We start from the raw sequence: 19123 nt of genomic DNA, 5'->3' as shown, positions 1-19123 counted from the left end.
CCTAATTATAGAAGACCAATCAGATGACCACCAACACCCGCGAAAAGTGTTCCAAAAATAAGTTTAGTTGGAGACTTACCCTTTTTAACTAGGTAAAACATTAACCAAACTAACGCCATTGGTAATAAATTTGGCATGATTTTATCTAACATTTCTGTTTGTAAATCAATCGATGCGGCACCGGCTTCAACAGTCATATCAAGTTCAAGCTTTACAAACTTAGCGGCCATTGCGCCGATCACACCAAGACCCACAATATTTGCTGCTCGACTGAGCTTTTCCGCATGATCAGAGAGTTTTTCTAAAGCTGAAACACCCGCGTTGTAACCCATGAATAACAGCCAAAAATACATTGGTATACGATATGCCTGATAAAGAACAAAGAACACCAATACACCTAAAGGATTCCCTTGTAATGCAATAGAGCTACCAATAGCCAAAGTTAGAGGTAACATTACTGAGTGATCGAGTGCGTCGCCAACACCGGATACAGACCCCATAGTTGCAGCCTTTACCGACGCAATCGTCGTTGGCATCTCTTTATTTTCTTCCATCGCGATGGCTAAGCCCAAAGGCAAAGTAAACATCTTAGGGTTTGCATTATAGAAAGCTAAATTATTTTTAAGCGCTTTCTTTAAATCCTCTGGATTTTTATGAATTTTTTTTAATGCGGGACTTATAGAGTAACAGAACCCGCCAGCTTGCATACGTGAGAAGTTAAAATTACCTTCCATTAGTAGACCACGGAAACCTATTTTCCAAAGATCTTGTTTTGTAATAACTTTAGGCTTATCTTGATCTTGGTATAAATCGGTATATTCAGTCATCTTGACCGATTTATTCATTTCATCAGAGTAAGTAATATCATTGTCGAATGAATTGATATCTGTATTAGAGTTCATCATTAAATTCCTTCGCGTTGTTTTCTTCGTTATTTTTTGATAGGTTCTGATTCAAATAATCAAGAACAGCAATTGAAGTAAAGATAACTGCAACAGCTAAAATAGGCAGATCAAAATATGTTGTACAAACAAATCCAAGGAAGAAATATGGCAAAATATGGGTGTTAAACATAGTTCGCAACAGCATTGCAAAACCAACAGCAGGCATCATACCACCGGCTATTGCCATACCTTTAACCATATCTTCTGGTAAGTATTCTTGAATAAAGGCTGCACCATTGGCACCAAAGTAAATCGCGCTAAAACCTACGATTGCATACAATGTCGCTCGTAAACTCAAGCCTGTATATAGTAGGTTATCAATACCCTTAATATTACACTCTTCGGCATATTCATCCGCTTTTTGCATCATTGGTGCGCAAGACGTAAATAGGAAGATAACCAGTGTTTGCATAGCAAGAGCGAAAGGAATCGCCATGCCAATCGCCGCTTCAGGGCTCATATCTAGTTTTATAGCAAACATTGTACCTACGATTGCTCCAACAGTAGTATCTGGTGGTTGGACACCTGCGTTTGCCACCAAACCTAACCACGCCAGTTCAAACGTCGCTCCGGCAATCAGGCCCATTTGTAAATCGCCAAGGATCAGACCCACGACTGTACCTGTCACTAATGGGCGGTGAATTCCAGTAAATACGTCAAATTTGTCGATACCACAGAGTGCAGCCCACAAACCAACTAAAATAGCCTCCATTAGCATACTGTTCCTCCTTCAAGTTCCAAGTTTTTGGTCAGTTCAAATATGCACTCTTTGCTACTTTCAGGCATGTGTTGTACCGTACATTTTGAACCTAACTCATTTAAAATTCGAAATGCTTCCATATCACGACTATTGACGTTGATGTATTTATTAACAGATACCCTGCCTTGATGGTAATGCATATTACCAATGTTAATCTCAGGTAGATTAATTCCACCTTTTACAATTCTTGCAAAATCACTTGGTTCTTTACATAACAGCAAAATTTTTCTATCGCTTCCTGCCTTTGGTAAATTGGCTATTGTTTGTTCTATCGTTCTAAATAACACCGCAAATTCACTGCCAGCGGATGCTTTAAATGGTGCTTGTAGAGGTTCAATGTTCGCAATTTCATCATTAGCAACTAATATCGTATTTGCACCTGAATGCTTGCCCCATTGCAGTCGAATTTGTCCATGAATTAATCGTTCATCTATTCTGGATAAAACAATATTTGCCATTTTATTTCCTTAATTTACAAATTTATAACTTTAACCCTAACGTTTGTTAAATGGTTAAGCTTATCATTACTTAGTTTTTTATCTGTTATCAGTACATCAACATCTGAAATTTCACACACCCAAAAAGGACAGTTGGACTCAAATGCTTTTGTTCTTGCAACCACTACAATCTTTTCTGATATTCGACTCAAACCTCTAATTAGATCGACATTAAATTCATCATTTGAAAGCACACCAAAGTTATTGCTAATACCATCAATATGAATAAATGAAACATTAAATCTATATTGATTAATATCATTCAGCACTTTTGTTCCGGAAAGATCCATTCGAGCCAAATTAACCTTACCACCAGTCAAATAAAAGCAGCTATCTTTGATATGTTCTAAGTTACTAACTAAGTTTAAATCACGTGTAACAATTGTATTTTGTTTAAACTCTTTGATAGTCTTGAGCGAATCGCATATAAACTTTGAACTATTGATAAAGATTGTGTCATTTTCATTTACCTCACTCAAAATGATCTCAGCAAGGCATGGATTATCGCTACATTGAACCTCTTGCTTTTCATCCTCAGTTCTATATTTTTTATGTTTTGATAACTGAGAAATGATTGACTTGTTCACTAATGCAAACCCGTGATCTCTTGCAATATAACCATTGTCTTCGAGAAACCGTAGATCACCACGGATAGTCGCGCCGGTGACATTAAACTCTTTTGCAAGTTCATCGACATGAACTTTTCCTTTTAAGCCAACCAAGTTGACTATTTCCATTCTTCGTTCGATTGATGTCTTCATTTCGTCACCCAATCAACATCAATGAATATTGAGTAATTTTCATTTGTTTTCATTTTGCACCTATTTCAGATATCGTCAATTTTAATACGTTTCAATTATGACTTAAATCACAAATTATAGTTTTTTTATCTTTCAACAATTCTTGTCAAGCTGATCACCAATAACAAATATACAATTAAAACAAACACTTAAGTCAAGATTGACGTTAACTTCCACTCATCTTTTCCATGAAAAAATCACTTGGCTGAATTATTTACAATAAAAGAAATTGAAAATGCTAATGAAAATGTGAGCAAGTGAAAATAAATAAAAGCCACTTCCATGTAATATTGGGCATTCTATTAATCATCTATAGGCAAAGGCTATATGAGGACACGCAATGAATGTTAGGCTCTTACCAGCATTGTTTCTAGGCTGTGCTTTCTTTATTCAACCATCAAGTGCTCGTACAATTATCGAATTGGGAAGTGAGTATGAACAGCATTTTGATCGTACCTCGGATGGTGCTCCTTATAACTATGAGCGTCTGAATGCCTATACACCATATTTTCGTTTCTCATATTCGCCAACCAGTAATGATTGGAATGTTTGGGGGCGAGCTTTCAAAAAAATCTATCCAAATGATTTTTTGTACGATAACAACCAAGTTACAGCATCTACTGACCGACTTGAAATGCACTACACAAAAATGATCCGAAAAGGAAATTTTAGATACCGCCCAGGTGTAGGTGTTCGTTATAACGGCTACGATATTGATCGCTATGAAATAGAATACCGTTTATATCCTCAGGCTGATTACTTCTTCTCTGCAAATAGCCAAGCTTTTATAAGTGGTCATTGGTATATCGGAGATAGCAAAGGTAAACGGATGGGCGATAAGACAGCAAGTGATTACGTGGATTGGGGATATGAAGCCGAATTTGGATGGTTATATCGTTTTAGCAACCTAACATCAATCAAACCTCACTTTTATACCGAATATGACAGCTACGAAAATCACTTTGATATTGACTACTGGCAATTTCGCTTAACTTACACACAGAAAATTGGCCGTATAACTGTCAACCCTTTTATTCGATATGGGTTAGGTCGTGACATTGTTGACAGAGCTCATAACGATCCAGCTCGATGGGGCTTGTCTCGTGATAATAATTACTCTCGCGCAGGAATCTATGGCGATATAGGGGTCTCTGGTAAATGGAATCTCGTTTATGAATTCTATTATCAGGTAGAAGAGCAACACTCCACTTTTAACGATTCACTACCGGATCGGGACAAATATTTCGCCAAAATGGGCGTTCAACGTATTTTCTAACTCACGCTCAATTGCTTAATGAGGAACTCACTTTGCTAAAAAATTCTCATCTCGCCTTACTGACTCTTTTGGGCTGTACGACTATGGATTTACCCGCTGCTATAGCTGACACAATGGACTCCCCAAGCCTAGAAACTCAGCAGCTTAATAAAAAAGCCTATTACTCATTATTAAAAGAGCGATGGGCAAGCTATTTCCTTGGTTCCAAAGAGTTGCCTTTTGATAGCGAAATGAATGCTCAGGTCGACAAGATTAACCAGCAAGCTCTAATTTGGATAGATGCGCTATCGTTTTCTCAAAATGGCTTATGGAAAGAATTACCTCTTGATAATAGCTCTACTGCTGGACGCCAAGCACTTGGAAGTAATCTACATAAAACTTATTTGAGACTATTTACAATAGCTCGAGCCTACAAGTTGTCCGGAGGAGCACTTGAAAACAATGTTTCAGTTCGAAACCAATTAACTGATGCTCTCAGCTTCCTTAATGAGCATTACTACCATGTTGGTGCCGCAGAATGGGGGAACTGGTGGTTCTGGCAACTTGGTATTGCTCGTACCGTCAACAATACTCTTGTTTTGCTACATGAAGAATTGCCGGCTGGCCTTATCGACAACTATATTGATGCCACTCGATATTTCGTTCCTCGTCCGACTCATCTCAGTGAGGGGTTCGGCGCACCTTATTCCTCTGCTCCAATGATGTTTACATCAACCGGGGGAAACCGCACAGACAATGCTCAAGTAGTCCTTATTCGAGGGATTCTTGATAACAATGAAGATGAAATCAATGCATCTGTAAAAGCGTTATCAAGCATTGTCCCATTCGTAACCGAGGGGGATGGCTTTTATAGCGATGGTTCATTCATTCAGCATAAAGACTTACCTTACAGTGGAACGTACGGCCAAGTAATGCTTGAAGGACTTGGCATGTTAATGGGCTTAGTCGCCAACACGCCATGGCAAGTAACAGATCCAGAGTTAAACAAGATCTACCCTCTCCTACTCAATGCTTTCGCTCCACTCATCGTTGATGGCAAAGTAATGGATATGGTCAACGGGCGCGCGGTTTCTCGTATCTCAGGCCAAAACAAGAAAGTCGGGCAAGCGATGCTTAGCGCAATGCTGTTGTATGTACCTGGTGCGCCGAAAGAATATCAGAACCAACTCGCTGCTTTTATTAAATCTCAGCTCAACACAAATGATGGCATACCACTTAAAAACCCTAAGATACTGAGTAGTTACCAACTAGCGAAGCAGCTGCTGACCGATCCAAATGTCATTTCACAACCACCAAGGACGATGCATAGCCAATTTTCGGAAATGGATCGTATTGCTCACCATCGTCCAGAGTGGTCCTTTGGAATTGCTATGCATTCCAGCCGTGTCGGCAACTATGAATGTATAAACGGCGAAAACTTAAAGGGTTGGCACACTGCAGATGGCATGACTTATCTTTACAACATACAGTCTGATCACTTCAATAACTATTGGCCATTGGTTAATGCATACCAATTACCAGGAACAACGACCCTACAAGAAGATAGAGCCGTATGCAGTGGGCAATTGTCAGCCCAACGTGATGGACGCCAGAGTGCTATGGACTGGACTGGAGGAGCGTATTTAGACCAATACGGCGTCGCTGGCATGCATTTTGTGAGCGGTAATCAAGATCTTTCCGCCAAAAAGTCTTGGTTTATGTTTGACAATGAAATTGTTGCTTTGGGATCAAGTATCGAAAATGACTCTGACTCAACTGCGTTGACTACGATAGAAAACCGCCAAGTACCAGAGAACAGTCAAGTCACGCTAAATGGATACAATTTATCCGTAGGAAGTAATCATACACAACCGTTACACTCACTGAGTATTCAATACAATCCAAGTTTAAATCCTGTTCACTATTTCTCTCTTGATGATCAAGATATCGATGTTAGCTATCAATGTGTCAAAGGTAACTGGTCCGAGATTGGTCTCAATCAAGGAAATCTAGAAAGTTGCTTCGTCAAAGCAAGTATTACTCATGACAGTGAAGTTATGGGGCACTATGCGTATGCAATATCACCTACAGGCGCGACAAGCAAAGAATCTCTACCTGTTTCAATTGTCGCGAATAACTCAATGGTTCACGCGGTTGAGCATTCTCAGTTGAATCTGTTTGCTGCCAACTTTTGGGATGATGCTGTTGCAGGGATAGTCACAGCAAATACACCGATGTCAATTTTGATTGGACGTACGGGAGATGAGTTGCGGATTGCAGTCTCAAACCCAACTCGTAGTTGGTGGGATACACGTTTTACTCTCGACGGCCAATATCATCTACTTGATAGCGATGAGCGCATTGAACTAGAAAATGGCAACGAATTTTCTATCGACCTATCAAACTTCGCAGGGTCTACATACCAGTTTACCGTAAAGCGTGTAACTAACCCTCAGGAGAAACAGTAATGAAGAACGCTGTTCTATCCGTGATTGCTATAACATTAATCACCACCATATCTGGATGTGATCTTAAAGTCTCTGAGCCGAAAACTCCTCAAGAAACGACGAGCGATCTATCGTCTTTACGCACAGTATGGTCATCAAACTATCTAGCTGACCCTACGCTACCAATAGACGATCAATTAAAAAAATCGATACAACTGCTCAGCGATGATGTATCGATCTGGTTGAGTCGCTATCAAACACAGAGCCAACATGGTTTGTGGCTTGATCTACCTCTAAAAACAGACTCAGAAGAAGACAAAACTAAGATAGGTGATCAATTATACAAAACCTATCAACGTTTATTTAAAATGGCGCAAAGCTATTCACTAACTGATAGTGATCTATACCAAAATGAAGAGCTGTTACTAACGATCATTGACGGACTAGAGACTCTTAATAAACACTACTATAAAGAGGGCGCACTAGAATGGGGAAACTGGTGGCATTGGCAGTTAGGTATCTCTCGCTCTGCAAATAACATTTTAGTATTGCTCTATCCAAAGCTACCTGAACATATAATCGCGAACTATATTTCGGCAACAAAGTATTTCGTACCATCTCCCACTCACCTAAGTCAGGGGGAGGGGGCTCATGCATCAACAGCGCCAAAACCATTTGAATCGACTGGAGCGAATAGAGTCCATAACGCACAAGTCGTTCTAATCCGAAGCCTACTTAATAATGACCAAAAGTCTTTCATCGAAGCAGTTGAAACGCTTGAACCTGTCCTTGAGTACGTATCGAAAGGAGATGGTTTTTACGAAGACGGATCTTTTATTCAGCACACGGATTTACCATACACAGGTACCTATGGAAATGAGCTACTCTCTGGTCTTGGGGGTATGCTCAATCTTGTACATAGTGCAGATTGGTACCCATCACCTGATAAATTTAATGCAATCTATCCCCTAATCTTAGATACATTCTCTCCTTTTCTAGTCCAGGGACAAATGATGGATCTAGTGAACGGACGAGCAATTTCACGCCCTCTAGGACAGAGTCACAAAATTGGGCACAGCATTCTAGACTCAATGCTGTTTTACGTTGAAAGCGCACCTAACGAGATTCGCCAACAGCTAAAATCGACCTTAAAAACCCATATTCAAGGAGACCATTTTTTAAACTATTTTAGTAACCCTCGCTACATGCGCAATCACCAACTAGCTCTTCAGATTGTAAATGATTCAAACGTAGATACTAACAAACAGAGAATTGAACATCGCCAATTTCCCTCAATGGACCGCGTCATCCATCACCGCCCAGACTGGAGTTTTGCTATTGCAATGCACTCATACCGAGTCGGGAATTATGAATGTATGAACGGAGAAAACCTAAGAGGCTGGCATACCGCAGATGGTATGAACTACCTATATAACCAACAACTAGACCACTACACAGATTACTGGCCTATTGTTAATGCCTACAAATTACCAGGGACAACTGCTACTGGCATACCTCGAGCGGAATGCACTGGACAATTAACAGGTAACAACAAACGTCAAACTGAAATAGTATGGGCGGGAGGCTCGGCATTAGACCAATATGGCGTAGTAGGTTTTGACTTCACCAATTGGGACAATACACTTGCAGCTAAAAAGTCATGGTTTATGTTTGATAACGAAATCATAGCGCTAGGTAGTAATATCTCCAATAACACGGCGTTTACGGTGCTTGAAAACAGAAAAATTAACCATGACTCCGTTATAACATTGAACGAAAAGCCACTTGGTTCAACCGAAAGCTTCAACAATTATTTAGAAGATTTGCAACGCTTGGACATCACGGTAGACGGGCAGGTCAATCCTATTACATACCTCTTACTTGAAAGCCATAACGCAGAAATTAATAAGGTCTGCACTCAAGGAAATTACAGCGATATAGGTACAAGTAATCTCCCTGTCGACGGTTGTTTTATTGAAGCAATCCTTAAACACGATTTGAAAAATAGCTATCAATATGCACTGCTCCCTAATTCAGCAGAAGAGTTTGTGGCCAACTGGGTTAATGAGTCTCCAATTTCAATTCTTAGAAATGATGAATATGCGCATGCACTTCAACACAAGTCGTTATCTATTTCTGGATATAACTTTTGGCAGCCTAGTAGTGTTGGTATGGTTACTTCCGCGCAACCAATGTCTCTGATGATTAAAGAGCATCAAAATGGGAAATTGAGCCTAGCAGTATCAGACCCTACACAGCGTGCCGCGCGAGTTCGCTTCACATTACTACCCCACTACAAAGTTGAAAGCGACTTAGAAAATAGAGTGTCTTTCAATAGTGATGGATCAATTTCCATCAATACCTCTGATCTAAGAGGTTCTAGCTATCAATTCTCTCTCAATAAGGACGTATGATAATGACGATTGTTAGAGGTATTCTTACTACAACTGCTGCCTTATCTCTTTTTGGCTGTGGTAATGATAGTAATGATAAACCAACTCCTGTCGCACCTCCGGCTGCCCCTGAAATTAGTGTAGAAGGCTATACTAATGCAGTGAAACTAGATCTAACTAAACTAGTTAATCAATCCGGCCAAACGCTAGTAAATGCAATTGAAGATCAGATCAATGCTTCACTTCCTAACGGGAGTAAAGAATTCAAAGTTCGTAGTACGGAAAATTGGGACAACAGTAATTTAGCTGTAATAGAACACGAAGGCGACTTTGTTTTACACACAAACATAGATGCGTACGCGCATGGGCTGCCATCAAAAGGAGTAAACAACGGCTTTAGTTTTATTGTTGAGCTCCCAAATGGCCTTGTTCGTGAGGCGACGTTAGCCTATTACTATAAGCTAGGTACCCCCATTGGTAGCAAAGAAGCTAACAACTCGCCAGATTATATCTTCCTGCCTGGCTTTACGAGCGGTAACCCATCATTCACACCAAACGTCAGTTTAGATGGCGAGGGTTTTACCTATAAGTTCAGTACGGATAGATACAATTACATTAGTGTGCGAGGCAAAGACTCTTCAAATTCAGATTTTACAAACGCCGTACTCAAAGGTGACGACCAAAAGCTATCTAGTTATGCTGATTCGTGGAATCTCATTCAGCAGCACTATTCAAGCAATGACTTTACTGAAAGTGAAGCAAATGCGAATGGTTCAATATCGATTAACTACAATGGCTACATTGCAACAACGGACAAAGGGAACATTGATCAGCGCTCATTCATTAATTCGACACACCCTTACCATTTATCAGCATTGTTTGAAGTTTATCGCCACTATTTAAGTGGTTCTGATGATGAAAGTAGCCTCTTGCAACAAAGTGTACTTTTGAAAGACTTAACTTTTGCATGGAACGATGACGAAGTCCGTTTGCCTGAAGAGCCTGACGCTGATTTATCAGATTACAGTAATGCCATTCAGCTTGATCTTAGCTCGTTAGACGGAAAGTCAGGCATAGAACTCATTGAAGAATTCGAAAAGCAATTAAACAGTACTCTTACGACTCGGTCATCAACGTTTAAAGTCATCCCGAACGAAAACTGGGAAAACCAACAGCTTACTGTCGTAAAAGATAATGATGAATTTGTCTTACAAACCACCATCGATGCCCAAGCATATGGACTTCCAAATGCTGACATCAATAATGGTTTCAGCTTCCTCATTTCACTGCCAAACGGTCTGGTTCGTGAAGCGACTATGGCCTACCACTATAAAGTGGGGACCCCTATTGGTTACAACGATGCGAGTAAAACACCGGATTACCTGTTCTTACCGGGCTTCACCAGTGGCAACCCATCGTTCACACCAAACGTCAGTTTAGATGGCGAGGGCTTTACTTATAAGTTCAGTACTGACCGCTACAACTATCTGAGTGTTCGTGGAAAAGACTCGACAGATGCTACTTTTGCTAACTCCGTTCTGATGCAAGGGGAAGATAAACTGGGGATCAGTGCGAACACTTGGAACCTAGTGCAACAACACCTTACGGCGAATGACTTCACGGGCAATACCGCGAATGCCAACGGTTCTGTCACGATGGCTTACAACAACTCAACAATCACGCCAATAAAAGGGGCAATTGAAAAACGTATATTAGCCAATGCGACTCATCCTTATCATTTATCTGCTCTATTCGAAGTAAACCGTCATTACCTCTACCCTGGAAATGGTTCTGATGTTCCTGCGGATTCTGTGGAAAGTTTAAAACAACAGACAATCCAACTGAAGAACATCACCTTTGCGTGGAATGAGGAAGAAGTTGCACTACCTGAAGAGCCTCAAGCGGATTTGTCTGGCTACGCGCACAGTGCTACGCTAGATTTAAGTCAACTCAATGGCCAATCCGGCTCGGCTTTATTACAAGCGATTGAAACTCAATTGAATGCGACGTTACCTGCAGGTGCTGAGGTATTCAACGTTCGACCAAACGACAGTTGGGCAAACCAACAACTGAGCGTAGTTGAACACAATGGTGAATTTGTTTTGCAAACCACCATCGATGCCCAAGCCTTTGGCCTGCCAAGCGCTGACATCAACAATGGTTTCAGCTTCCTCATTGAACTGCCAAACGGTCTGGTTCGTGAAGCGACCATGGCTTACCACTATAAAGTGGGGACCCCTATCGGTTACAGTAACGACAGTCAGTCTCCGGACTACCTGTTCTTACCGGGCTTCACCAGTGGTAACCCATCGTTTACACCAAACGTCAGTTTAGATGGCGAGGGCTTTACTTATAAGTTCAGTACCGACCGTTACAACTATTTAAGCGTCTATGGTAAAGACTCAACGGACGCAACGTTTGCTAACTCTGTTTTGATGCAAGGGGAAGATAAACTGGGGATCAGTGCGAACACCTGGAACCTAGTGCAACAACACCTGACGGCGAATGACTTCACGGGCAGCTCTGCTAACGCTAATGGCGCTGTCGCGATGGCGTACAATAATGCCGCCGTAGCACCTGCTGCGGGCACCATTGAAAATCGTACCTTAGTCAATGCGACACACCCATACCACCTAGCGGCGTTGTTTGAAATTTACCGCCACCACATCAACGGTGTCGATGAGCCTACCGCACTCAAACAGCAAACGATCCAACTGAAGAACATCACCTTTGCTTGGAATGCGGAAGAAGTCGTACTACCTGAAGAGCCTCAAGCGGATTTGTCCGGCTACACGCACAGTGCTACGCTAGATTTAAGCCAACTCAATGGCCAATCCGGCTCGGCTTTATTGCAAGCGATTGAAACTCAATTGAATGCGACGTTACCTGCAGGTGCTGAGGCATTCAACGTTCGACCAAACGACAGTTGGGCAAACCAACAACTGAGCGTAGTTGAACACAATGGTGAATTTGTTTTGCAAACCACCATCGATGCCCAAGCCTTTGGCCTGCCAAGCGCTGACATCAACAATGGTTTCAGCTTCCTCATTGAACTGCCAAACGGTCTGGTTCGTGAAGCGACCATGGCTTACCACTATAAAGTGGGGACCCCTATCGGTTACAGTAACGACAGTCAGTCTCCGGACTACCTGTTCTTACCGGGCTTCACCAGTGGTAACCCATCGTTTACACCAAACGTCAGTTTAGATGGCGAGGGCTTTACTTATAAGTTCAGTACCGACCGTTACAACTATTTAAGCGTCTATGGTAAAGACTCAACGGACGCAACGTTTGCTAACTCTGTTTTGATGCAAGGGGAAGATAAACTGGGGATCAGTGCGAACACCTGGAACCTAGTGCAACAACACCTGACGGCGAATGACTTCACGGGCAGCTCTGCTAACGCTAATGGCGCTGTCGCGATGGCGTACAATAATGCCGCCGTAGCACCTGCTGCGGGCACCATTGAAAATCGTACCTTAGTCAATGCGACACACCCATACCACCTAGCGGCGTTGTTTGAAATTTACCGCCACCACATCAACGGTGTCGATGAGCCTACCGCACTCAAACAGCAAACGATCCAACTGAAGAACATCACCTTTGCTTGGAATGCGGAAGAAGTCGTACTACCTGAAGAGCCTCAAGCGGATTTGTCCGGCTACACGCACAGTGCTACGCTAGATTTAAGCCAACTAAGTGGTCAATACGGTAAAGATCTGCTCCTAGCAATTGAAGAGCAATTAAATACGCAGTTCCCATCCGAAGCTGGGTTTAAGATCACTCCAAACTGGGGGGTTAGTGTCGAAGCATCTTGGGACAATATCAATATTGAAGTTGTTCAAGAAAACAATGATTACGTGCTCCAAACCGTCATTGATGCGGAAATCGTAGGAAAACCATCGGACATTAATTCGCTTCGAAACGGGGTCAGCTTCTTGGTTGAACTACCAAACGGTCTGGTGCGTGAAGCGACCATGGCTTACCACTATAAACTGGGTACCCCTATCGGTTACAGCAACGACAGTCAGTCTCCGGACTACCTGTTCTTACCGGGCTTCACCAGTGGCAATCCGTCGTTCACACCAAACGTCAGTTTAGATGGCGAGGGCTTTACTTATAAGTTCAGTACCGACCGTTACAACTATTTAAGCGTCTATGGTAAAGACTCGACGGATGCAACGTTTGCTAACTCTGTTCTGATGCAAGGGGAAGATAAACTGGGGATCAGTGCGAACACTTGGAACCTGGTGCAACAACACCTTACGGCGAATGACTTCACGGGCAATACCGCGAATGCCAACGGCACTGTCGAGATGGCGTACAACAACGCAGCCGTAGCACCTGCTGCAGGTGCTATTGACAATCGTACTTTAGTCAATGCGACACACCCATACCACCTAGCGGCGTTGTTTGAGATCTATCGTCACTATAAGAATGGGGCAGATCAAGAATCTGACCTAAAAGAACAAGTCATTCAATTGAAAAACATCACCTTCGCTTGGAATGAGGAAGAAGTTGCACTACCTACACCGGAAAATGCTTGCTCTGTGAAAGGCTTTAATCATTCACGGATTGTTGATTTAACTGGGCTAGAAGGGGCGGATAGCCAAACTATTTCAAACGCTATTGCATCACAACTGGGGAATGGTAATGCTCTATTTTCAGCTGAACGCAATAATTTGAGTGTTGTAAGTCTTGATGGCGGACCCGTATTGAAAGTAACATATGGGGCAGGATTAGCTGGCAAAGATGAACCTCTCAACGGTTCAAGCTTAAGTGTTGACTTCCCAACAGCTGAAAGCCTTAACTCAGCCTGTATCGCTTATGACATAAAATACGAACAAGATGTTGTTCATACAGTAAACAACGACATTGTTATTTTACCGAGCCTTCACTTAAAGGACATGAGCGGTGGTAACATTATTGCAGAACATAATTATGTCATTAACCATAACAAACGTTTAGGAACAAAGTTTGGTAAAACTAGTTTTCTAGGTTGGTATGACGGCTCAACAAAGTTCTGGTCTCCAAATACTTGGTCTCATACCCTTCAAACGATGACATTTGATCCTATAACAGGCCTTGGCCATCTGGAAAGTTTGCTTAACAACGCAACTCATTTTAAACTAATAAACAACGTTGAATATAACGCGATAGAATATCCAATCGTTGCTGAAAATATGCTCGGTAATGTCGGTGTTGTAGCTAGCTTCGATTCATATCGCCCAGATCCCAATCGCCCAGGCGTATTAGACCAAGCTTTCTACTTCAAAAACATAGCAATTGGTTGGAAGTAATCAATTCTCCCATCTTCATTAACAGTCAGAAAGAATCGAGCCTAGCTATTCAAGCTAGGCTCAACTCTATCGCAAACATGTAACCGATTAGATAGACCTTTGTACTATTTCTTATTCACGCACTAAATCTTATGTTTGAAGACCCTAAATGTTTCACCTGACATAGGCCCATGGATGGCTACGAGCCAGACAAATGATTACCATTGACCACGCGTTCGGGTTGTCGATCATAAACTGTCGAGTTCAATCATTCATTTTGTGACATGATTCTAACTACTGATTGCATAATCAAACGTCAGTACCTATTATCAAAAAGCTCACGCCTAAAGCACCCAACACTCGCGGAAAGAACTCGGTTCACGGCAATCACACTCCCCCGCCCTCGTTAGCAGGAACAATCTGTTTTTACCTTCTTTTATAACGTCTAATTTGGCGAGTGTGGAAGAGGTAAGAAAGGTGAAAAATGCAATCTCAAAACAGCTTCTCGATTAATCTCAATCAGCAAAAATCTATCGCCAAGAAACGTTTAAAAGCGATTCGTCAAAACGATACGGATACTCTATCGGGTCGGTGGCATTCACAACCATGAACATGACCGTTGGACTTGGGATCATAAGCAGTTGCCCACGCTCAACCATGGTGTTCAAAACCAATAATCGTAAGATAAGTTAACAGCGATATCCTTCGAGAAACAGGGCAATAATATCATCAACGGTTTTCTTGCGCTGCTCTATGCTTGGCACTTCTTGGGTTGCGATGAGTTGCGGCCACAGAAAGTTGCCCTTTAATAAACACATCAACATGTTACTCATCATCGCAGGATCGAGCGATTTAACTTTGTTATCGGCCATTGCCTCAGAAAACCAATTCTCCAACAACTCGTCTTGGCGTTGCAGTTGGTGCAGATAATTTTCTGCCAGTTCTGGCGTACGCATAAATTCACCGATCACCATTTTGGCCAAGGGTAAACCAAAATCTTCGTACATAGAGTCCAGCTTAGCGTGTAGGTAGTCTCTGAGTTGCGCTTCTACCTCTAACGTTGGCGAATACTGTAATTGTAATTTGGCTCTTTGAGTCTCTAAAACGGCTCGAATGGATTCAATGAATAACACATCTTTACTTTCAAAATGGCGATATAACGTCCGTTTTGATGTCGCTGCACGCCCACACACTCTATCCATATTTGCGCAAGTAAAGCCATACTCAATAAATTCTTGTTGAGCCGCTTCAATGAGCGCCAAGCGCTTTTTCTCTGAAAGTTTCATCGTTCTAGATTCACCAACCTCATGTAAGTGGTTCAGAGTATAGCGCACAGCAATCAAAAGTATACTTTGAAGTTTACTTTTTCAATTTTAGGAGTAAGATGCGCTCGTCGATGTTAAGAGCCTATCAATCAATAACTAAAATCGCTTAACTTAAGCTGTGGTGCTTTGTCTTCCTGACTAAGTAATCTTTTTTTCCGTGATGCAAACACCGAAGATATTCCAATATCTCCGGCGTATTTTTATCCGTCACGTTTGATGAAATTAACTATGAAATTACGATCTTTGATCTTTGCTTGCTCTTGCTTACTCTCTGGAATCGCGAATGCTGATTCTTTTTCACTGCCTATTTGGAAAGAAAAAGCAGAAGAGCTTGGCTACAACTTACCAAAACCTTTTGGTCTAAATCTCAGCTACATGAGCATGGAGCAAGGCATCAATGTCGACTCTATTGCTTTAAAAGGCGTTCAGCTCGGGCCAATTGATCTTGATGAACTTCCATTAGAAGCTGGTGTTGGAAAACAAGCAACAGATGTGATGACACTTCGTGCGGACGTTTGGCTATTTCCATTTTTAAACCTTTATGGACTAGTCGGAACTTTAGACGGTTATTCTGAAACCACCGTTAAACTAAAAGTTTCTGATCATACATTATTTGAAACGCCTTTCCGCTTAGATCTGGATGGCTATACCTATGGCGGAGGGTTCGTACTCGCGGGCGGTTACAAACAACTTTTTGCACTTGTTGATGCAAGTTATACCCAAACCAATTTGAATGTCATCGATGGCGCAATTGACGCTATTGTCGTGTCTCCACGAATTGGTTATGACTTCAATAACCATGGCATACCTTTGCGATTTTGGATCGGTGCCATGTACCAAAATGTGGAACAAGAGTTATCAGGCACACTGAAACAAGCTGGAATCAAGGGACTTCCAGGTCGTTTTGAAGTTAAACAACAATTGACTTCTGAATGGAACACCATCGCTGGCATGCAATACCAAATCAATGATGATTGGTATCTCTTGGGTGAAGCGGGTTTTGGTGAACGCCAAAGCATCTTTTTCTCTCTAGACCGCCGCTTTTAGAGTGTAAAAACTATGCAAGCGATAAAATACATTGCTCTGTCTGCCTTGTTTTTCCCCCCTCACACATTCGCAGAAAAACAAGATAGCGGTTGGATGGATGAGTTGTTGACCAAACTTGGCTCAAGCGAAGCCGTAGACGAGTCGAAGCTGATCGACTGGGGCGTGCTGCCCGGTCCATTCGTGAATCCAGAACAAGGCTTTGGCATTGGCGTTGCCGCGGTGGGTCTATACACCCCTTACGATTGGCAAAAAGGCGCCCCTTATTCCACTGTCACGGCAACGTCTTACGGTTCAACCTCTGGTTCTTACGGCTTGGGGTTAAACAACCGCACTTACTTAAAAGATGACAAAGTTCGTCTTTTAGGTGAAGCATGGATCAGTCATACACCCGGTTATTACTGGGGTATTGGCAGCCAAGCAGCAGAGAACGATAACAATAAAGTGCAGTATGATGGTCAACGTATACAGTTGAACCCAAAAATCGCGGTAGAAATCGCACCCAATACCTACGCCAAGCTCGGTTGGCAATGGCAATCATTCAGTAAAGTAAACGGTGTTGATGGCGATATACTTCCTTCAGAAGTCACCGATGCCACCAGCAGTGGCGTCTTGATTGGAATGGAATACGATACTCGTGATTTCGAACCAAACCCAATGCATGGTCAGTTTCTCGATCTTGAATGGATTGCGAACCGTGATTCGCTCGGCAGTGATGAGGACTACGACAATCTCGTGGCGAACTATCGTGTTTACCAACAATGGACCGACACCACGATTATCGCAATGGAGGTATATTCACAATCGATTTCCGGTGATGCTCCTTGGTTCGATTATGCCCAACTGGGTGATGCTCAACGTATGCGTAGTTATTACCAAGGGCAATATCGCGACAAACATCAGCTTTCTACACAAGTAGAAATTCGCCATACCATTGCAGGTCGTCATGGTGTGGTGGGCTGGGTGGGTGCCGGCAATATCGCACCAACCTATCACGACTTATTCGAAAGCCGTTGGCTACCGACGGTAGGTGTTGGTTACCGATTTGCGTTTAAAGCTCGTATTAATGTGCGTATTGATTTAGGCGTGGGTAAAGACAGCACGGGTTTCTATTTCCAAATTAATGAAGCATTTTAGGAGTGGGGGTTTGAAAAAAACAGCACTATTACTATTTAGCCTTTGCACCGGATTCGTCCAAGCACAAGAACTCAAAGCGCCAGTCGGCGTCAGACCTTGCTGTGCGTTCGGTGTCGATCTTAAAGCGCAATTAGGAAGCGTGCCCGTTCCTTTCTTCTCTCTTGAGAATGTTTTATCCAGCAGCGAAGTGGGCACTCATCACTACAATGATGGTAGCGAATCCGTCTCTGCTAGCATACTTGGACTAAACGAAGAAGCCAATGGCATTATCTTTACCGAACTCGGTGGTTTTATTGATACGGCGCACGTTCGTGATACGGCCGACTACACCTACTATTTATTCCAGCTAAACCGTTATTATTTAGGACGCGCCGCGTATCTCGATTTACCTGCTGAACTACGTATCAGACGTATTCGGTGGTTTGAACAGAACACCCCATTCAGTGAGCAAGAGAAAATCGAGCGCAGCGCTCAGGCAGCCGCCTTAACCGCATTTCAACTCGCACAATGGCATGAGATTGCGCAGTGGTTTGGTATGGTATCCGTGAGTGGCTTTAAGGAGCTGGCTTCGGCATTCTCTTCTGAGGACCTTTACTCCAATATGCTAGGCGCGAAATTGGCGAAACAAGTGCTGATGAGCAACCCAGAACTTGATCAACAAGCGTTTTCAAAGGCGATGGATAGTGCGTTACAGCGAGCACTCTCTGATTTGCAAGCGCAATCTAAATCAATCACTAAAGAACTTATTCAGCAACTTGATGGTACTTGGTGGGACAGCTCACGACGTTTACCAGATAAGTGGGTAGTCCGATTCCGTGACTATCATTTAGCACTCACATTAAGCCCAAACTATTCTGGCTCAACCCACTCACTTTCACTCAATGATCGCTTTACCAACCAGCAACCCATCGATCAATGGATGACTATTGAGCTTGTTGCGGGCGACCAAGAAAACGCATTTTCGACTCTGCCTAACTCACTGAAGTCAAAATCGATTTGGTCGACACGAGACTTTCAACCATTAGCCAGCTTTGCGAAATCGGTCGATGATCAGACTCGCCCGCCTCTGAAGAAATAAACTGAATAATCAGCGCCTAGTTATGCACTAGGTGCTGAAAACACCCTTTGATGCTTTCAATCCAGCCCCACCTGCAAATGTAATAAAACATTTCCTACGGTTGCATATTCGATGAAATTGTAAAAAACCAGCACTTTAAACCACAACAAGTGTTAATGCCCAGT

The 19123-nt window shown here is 42.4% G+C and carries 12 protein-coding genes; 7 read left to right on the top strand and 5 right to left on the bottom strand.

The features are described 5' to 3' along the window. Window positions 1–5 precede the first annotated feature (5 nt). From AK965_RS10785 to AK965_RS10770, 4 genes are read right to left on the bottom strand one after another with little or no spacing between them, the layout of a single operon-like run. Window positions 6–902 (bottom strand): PTS system mannose/fructose/sorbose family transporter subunit IID, encoded by an 897-nt coding sequence (locus AK965_RS10785; protein ID WP_099079616.1) that lies wholly within the window; start codon window positions 900–902, stop codon window positions 6–8. Beyond that, complete coding sequence (gene agaW, locus AK965_RS10780; RefSeq protein ID WP_099079615.1) at window positions 892–1662, bottom strand: PTS N-acetylgalactosamine transporter subunit IIC; 771 nt, start codon at window positions 1660–1662, stop codon at window positions 892–894. The genes AK965_RS10785 and agaW overlap by 11 nt, the downstream gene beginning before the upstream one ends. Further along, window positions 1656–2162, bottom strand: coding sequence for a PTS sugar transporter subunit IIB (locus AK965_RS10775; RefSeq protein WP_099079614.1), 507 nt, complete (start codon window positions 2160–2162; stop codon window positions 1656–1658). Before AK965_RS10775 ends, agaW begins: the two co-directional genes overlap by 7 nt. Before the next feature lie 14 nt (window positions 2163–2176). Further along, the gene (locus tag AK965_RS10770) at window positions 2177–2962 is read right to left on the bottom strand and encodes a DeoR/GlpR family DNA-binding transcription regulator (protein ID WP_099079613.1); all 786 of its coding nucleotides are present in this window, start codon (window positions 2960–2962) and stop codon (window positions 2177–2179) included. Window positions 2963–3341: 379 nt separating this feature from the next. Here AK965_RS10770 and AK965_RS10765 point away from each other — a divergent pair, with 379 nt between their 5' ends. From AK965_RS10765 to AK965_RS10750, 4 genes are read left to right on the top strand one after another with little or no spacing between them, the layout of a single operon-like run. Beyond that, entirely contained in the window at window positions 3342–4277 is a 936-nt protein-coding gene (locus AK965_RS10765) for a hypothetical protein (protein ID WP_099079612.1), read from the top strand. Window positions 4278–4309: 32 nt separating this feature from the next. Continuing rightward, window positions 4310–6724: a polysaccharide lyase 8 family protein gene (locus AK965_RS10760; protein ID WP_253252689.1), complete on the top strand. Its 2415-nt coding sequence runs from the start codon at window positions 4310–4312 to the stop codon at window positions 6722–6724. Continuing rightward, entirely contained in the window at window positions 6724–9117 is a 2394-nt protein-coding gene (locus AK965_RS10755) for a polysaccharide lyase 8 family protein (protein WP_099079610.1), read from the top strand. The genes AK965_RS10760 and AK965_RS10755 overlap by 1 nt, the downstream gene beginning before the upstream one ends. 2 nt (window positions 9118–9119) lie before the next feature. Beyond that, entirely contained in the window at window positions 9120–14396 is a 5277-nt protein-coding gene (locus tag AK965_RS10750) for a hypothetical protein (RefSeq protein WP_099079609.1), read from the top strand. Between the two features lie 668 nt (window positions 14397–15064). Here AK965_RS10750 and AK965_RS10745 read toward each other — a convergent pair. Then, entirely contained in the window at window positions 15065–15661 is a 597-nt protein-coding gene (locus AK965_RS10745) for a TetR/AcrR family transcriptional regulator (RefSeq protein ID WP_099079608.1), read from the bottom strand. Between the two features lie 267 nt (window positions 15662–15928). Here AK965_RS10745 and AK965_RS10740 point away from each other — a divergent pair, with 267 nt between their 5' ends. The 3 genes from AK965_RS10740 to AK965_RS10730 are packed head-to-tail and all read left to right on the top strand — an operon-like array spanning window position 15929 to window position 18959. Continuing rightward, window positions 15929–16747, top strand: a complete 819-nt coding sequence (locus AK965_RS10740; RefSeq protein ID WP_099079607.1) for a hypothetical protein — start codon at window positions 15929–15931, stop codon at window positions 16745–16747. A 12-nt stretch (window positions 16748–16759) separates the two neighbouring features. Then, complete coding sequence (locus tag AK965_RS10735; protein ID WP_099079606.1) at window positions 16760–17881, top strand: BamA/TamA family outer membrane protein; 1122 nt, start codon at window positions 16760–16762, stop codon at window positions 17879–17881. A gap of 10 nt (window positions 17882–17891) precedes the next feature. Beyond that, window positions 17892–18959 (top strand): DUF4056 domain-containing protein, encoded by a 1068-nt coding sequence (locus AK965_RS10730; RefSeq protein ID WP_099079605.1) that lies wholly within the window; start codon window positions 17892–17894, stop codon window positions 18957–18959. Window positions 18960–19123: the final 164 nt, after the last annotated feature.

Origin of the sequence: Vibrio sp. PID17_43 (assembly GCF_002608565.1) — a bacterium.
Classification (GTDB): domain Bacteria; phylum Pseudomonadota; class Gammaproteobacteria; order Enterobacterales; family Vibrionaceae; genus Vibrio.
The sequence above is the reverse complement of the archived record's forward strand: the minus strand, read 5'-3'. Positions and strand labels throughout refer to the sequence as shown.

Bases quoted from the DNA above. Each gene is read 5' to 3' on its own strand.
- AK965_RS10785 (WP_099079616.1), bottom strand. From the start codon at position 902: ATGAACTCTAATACAGATATCAATTCATTCGACAATGATATTACTTAC.
- agaW (WP_099079615.1), bottom strand. From the start codon at position 1,662: ATGCTAATGGAGGCTATTTTAGTTGGTTTGTGGGCTGCACTCTGTGGT.
- AK965_RS10775 (WP_099079614.1), bottom strand. From the start codon at position 2,162: ATGGCAAATATTGTTTTATCCAGAATAGATGAACGATTAATTCATGGA.
- AK965_RS10770 (WP_099079613.1), bottom strand. From the start codon at position 2,962: ATGAAGACATCAATCGAACGAAGAATGGAAATAGTCAACTTGGTTGGC.
- AK965_RS10765 (WP_099079612.1), top strand. From the start codon at position 3,342: ATGAATGTTAGGCTCTTACCAGCATTGTTTCTAGGCTGTGCTTTCTTT.
- AK965_RS10755 (WP_099079610.1), top strand. From the start codon at position 6,724: ATGAAGAACGCTGTTCTATCCGTGATTGCTATAACATTAATCACCACC.
- AK965_RS10750 (WP_099079609.1), top strand. From the start codon at position 9,120: ATGACGATTGTTAGAGGTATTCTTACTACAACTGCTGCCTTATCTCTT.
- AK965_RS10745 (WP_099079608.1), bottom strand. From the start codon at position 15,661: ATGAAACTTTCAGAGAAAAAGCGCTTGGCGCTCATTGAAGCGGCTCAA.
- AK965_RS10740 (WP_099079607.1), top strand. From the start codon at position 15,929: ATGAAATTACGATCTTTGATCTTTGCTTGCTCTTGCTTACTCTCTGGA.
- AK965_RS10735 (WP_099079606.1), top strand. From the start codon at position 16,760: ATGCAAGCGATAAAATACATTGCTCTGTCTGCCTTGTTTTTCCCCCCT.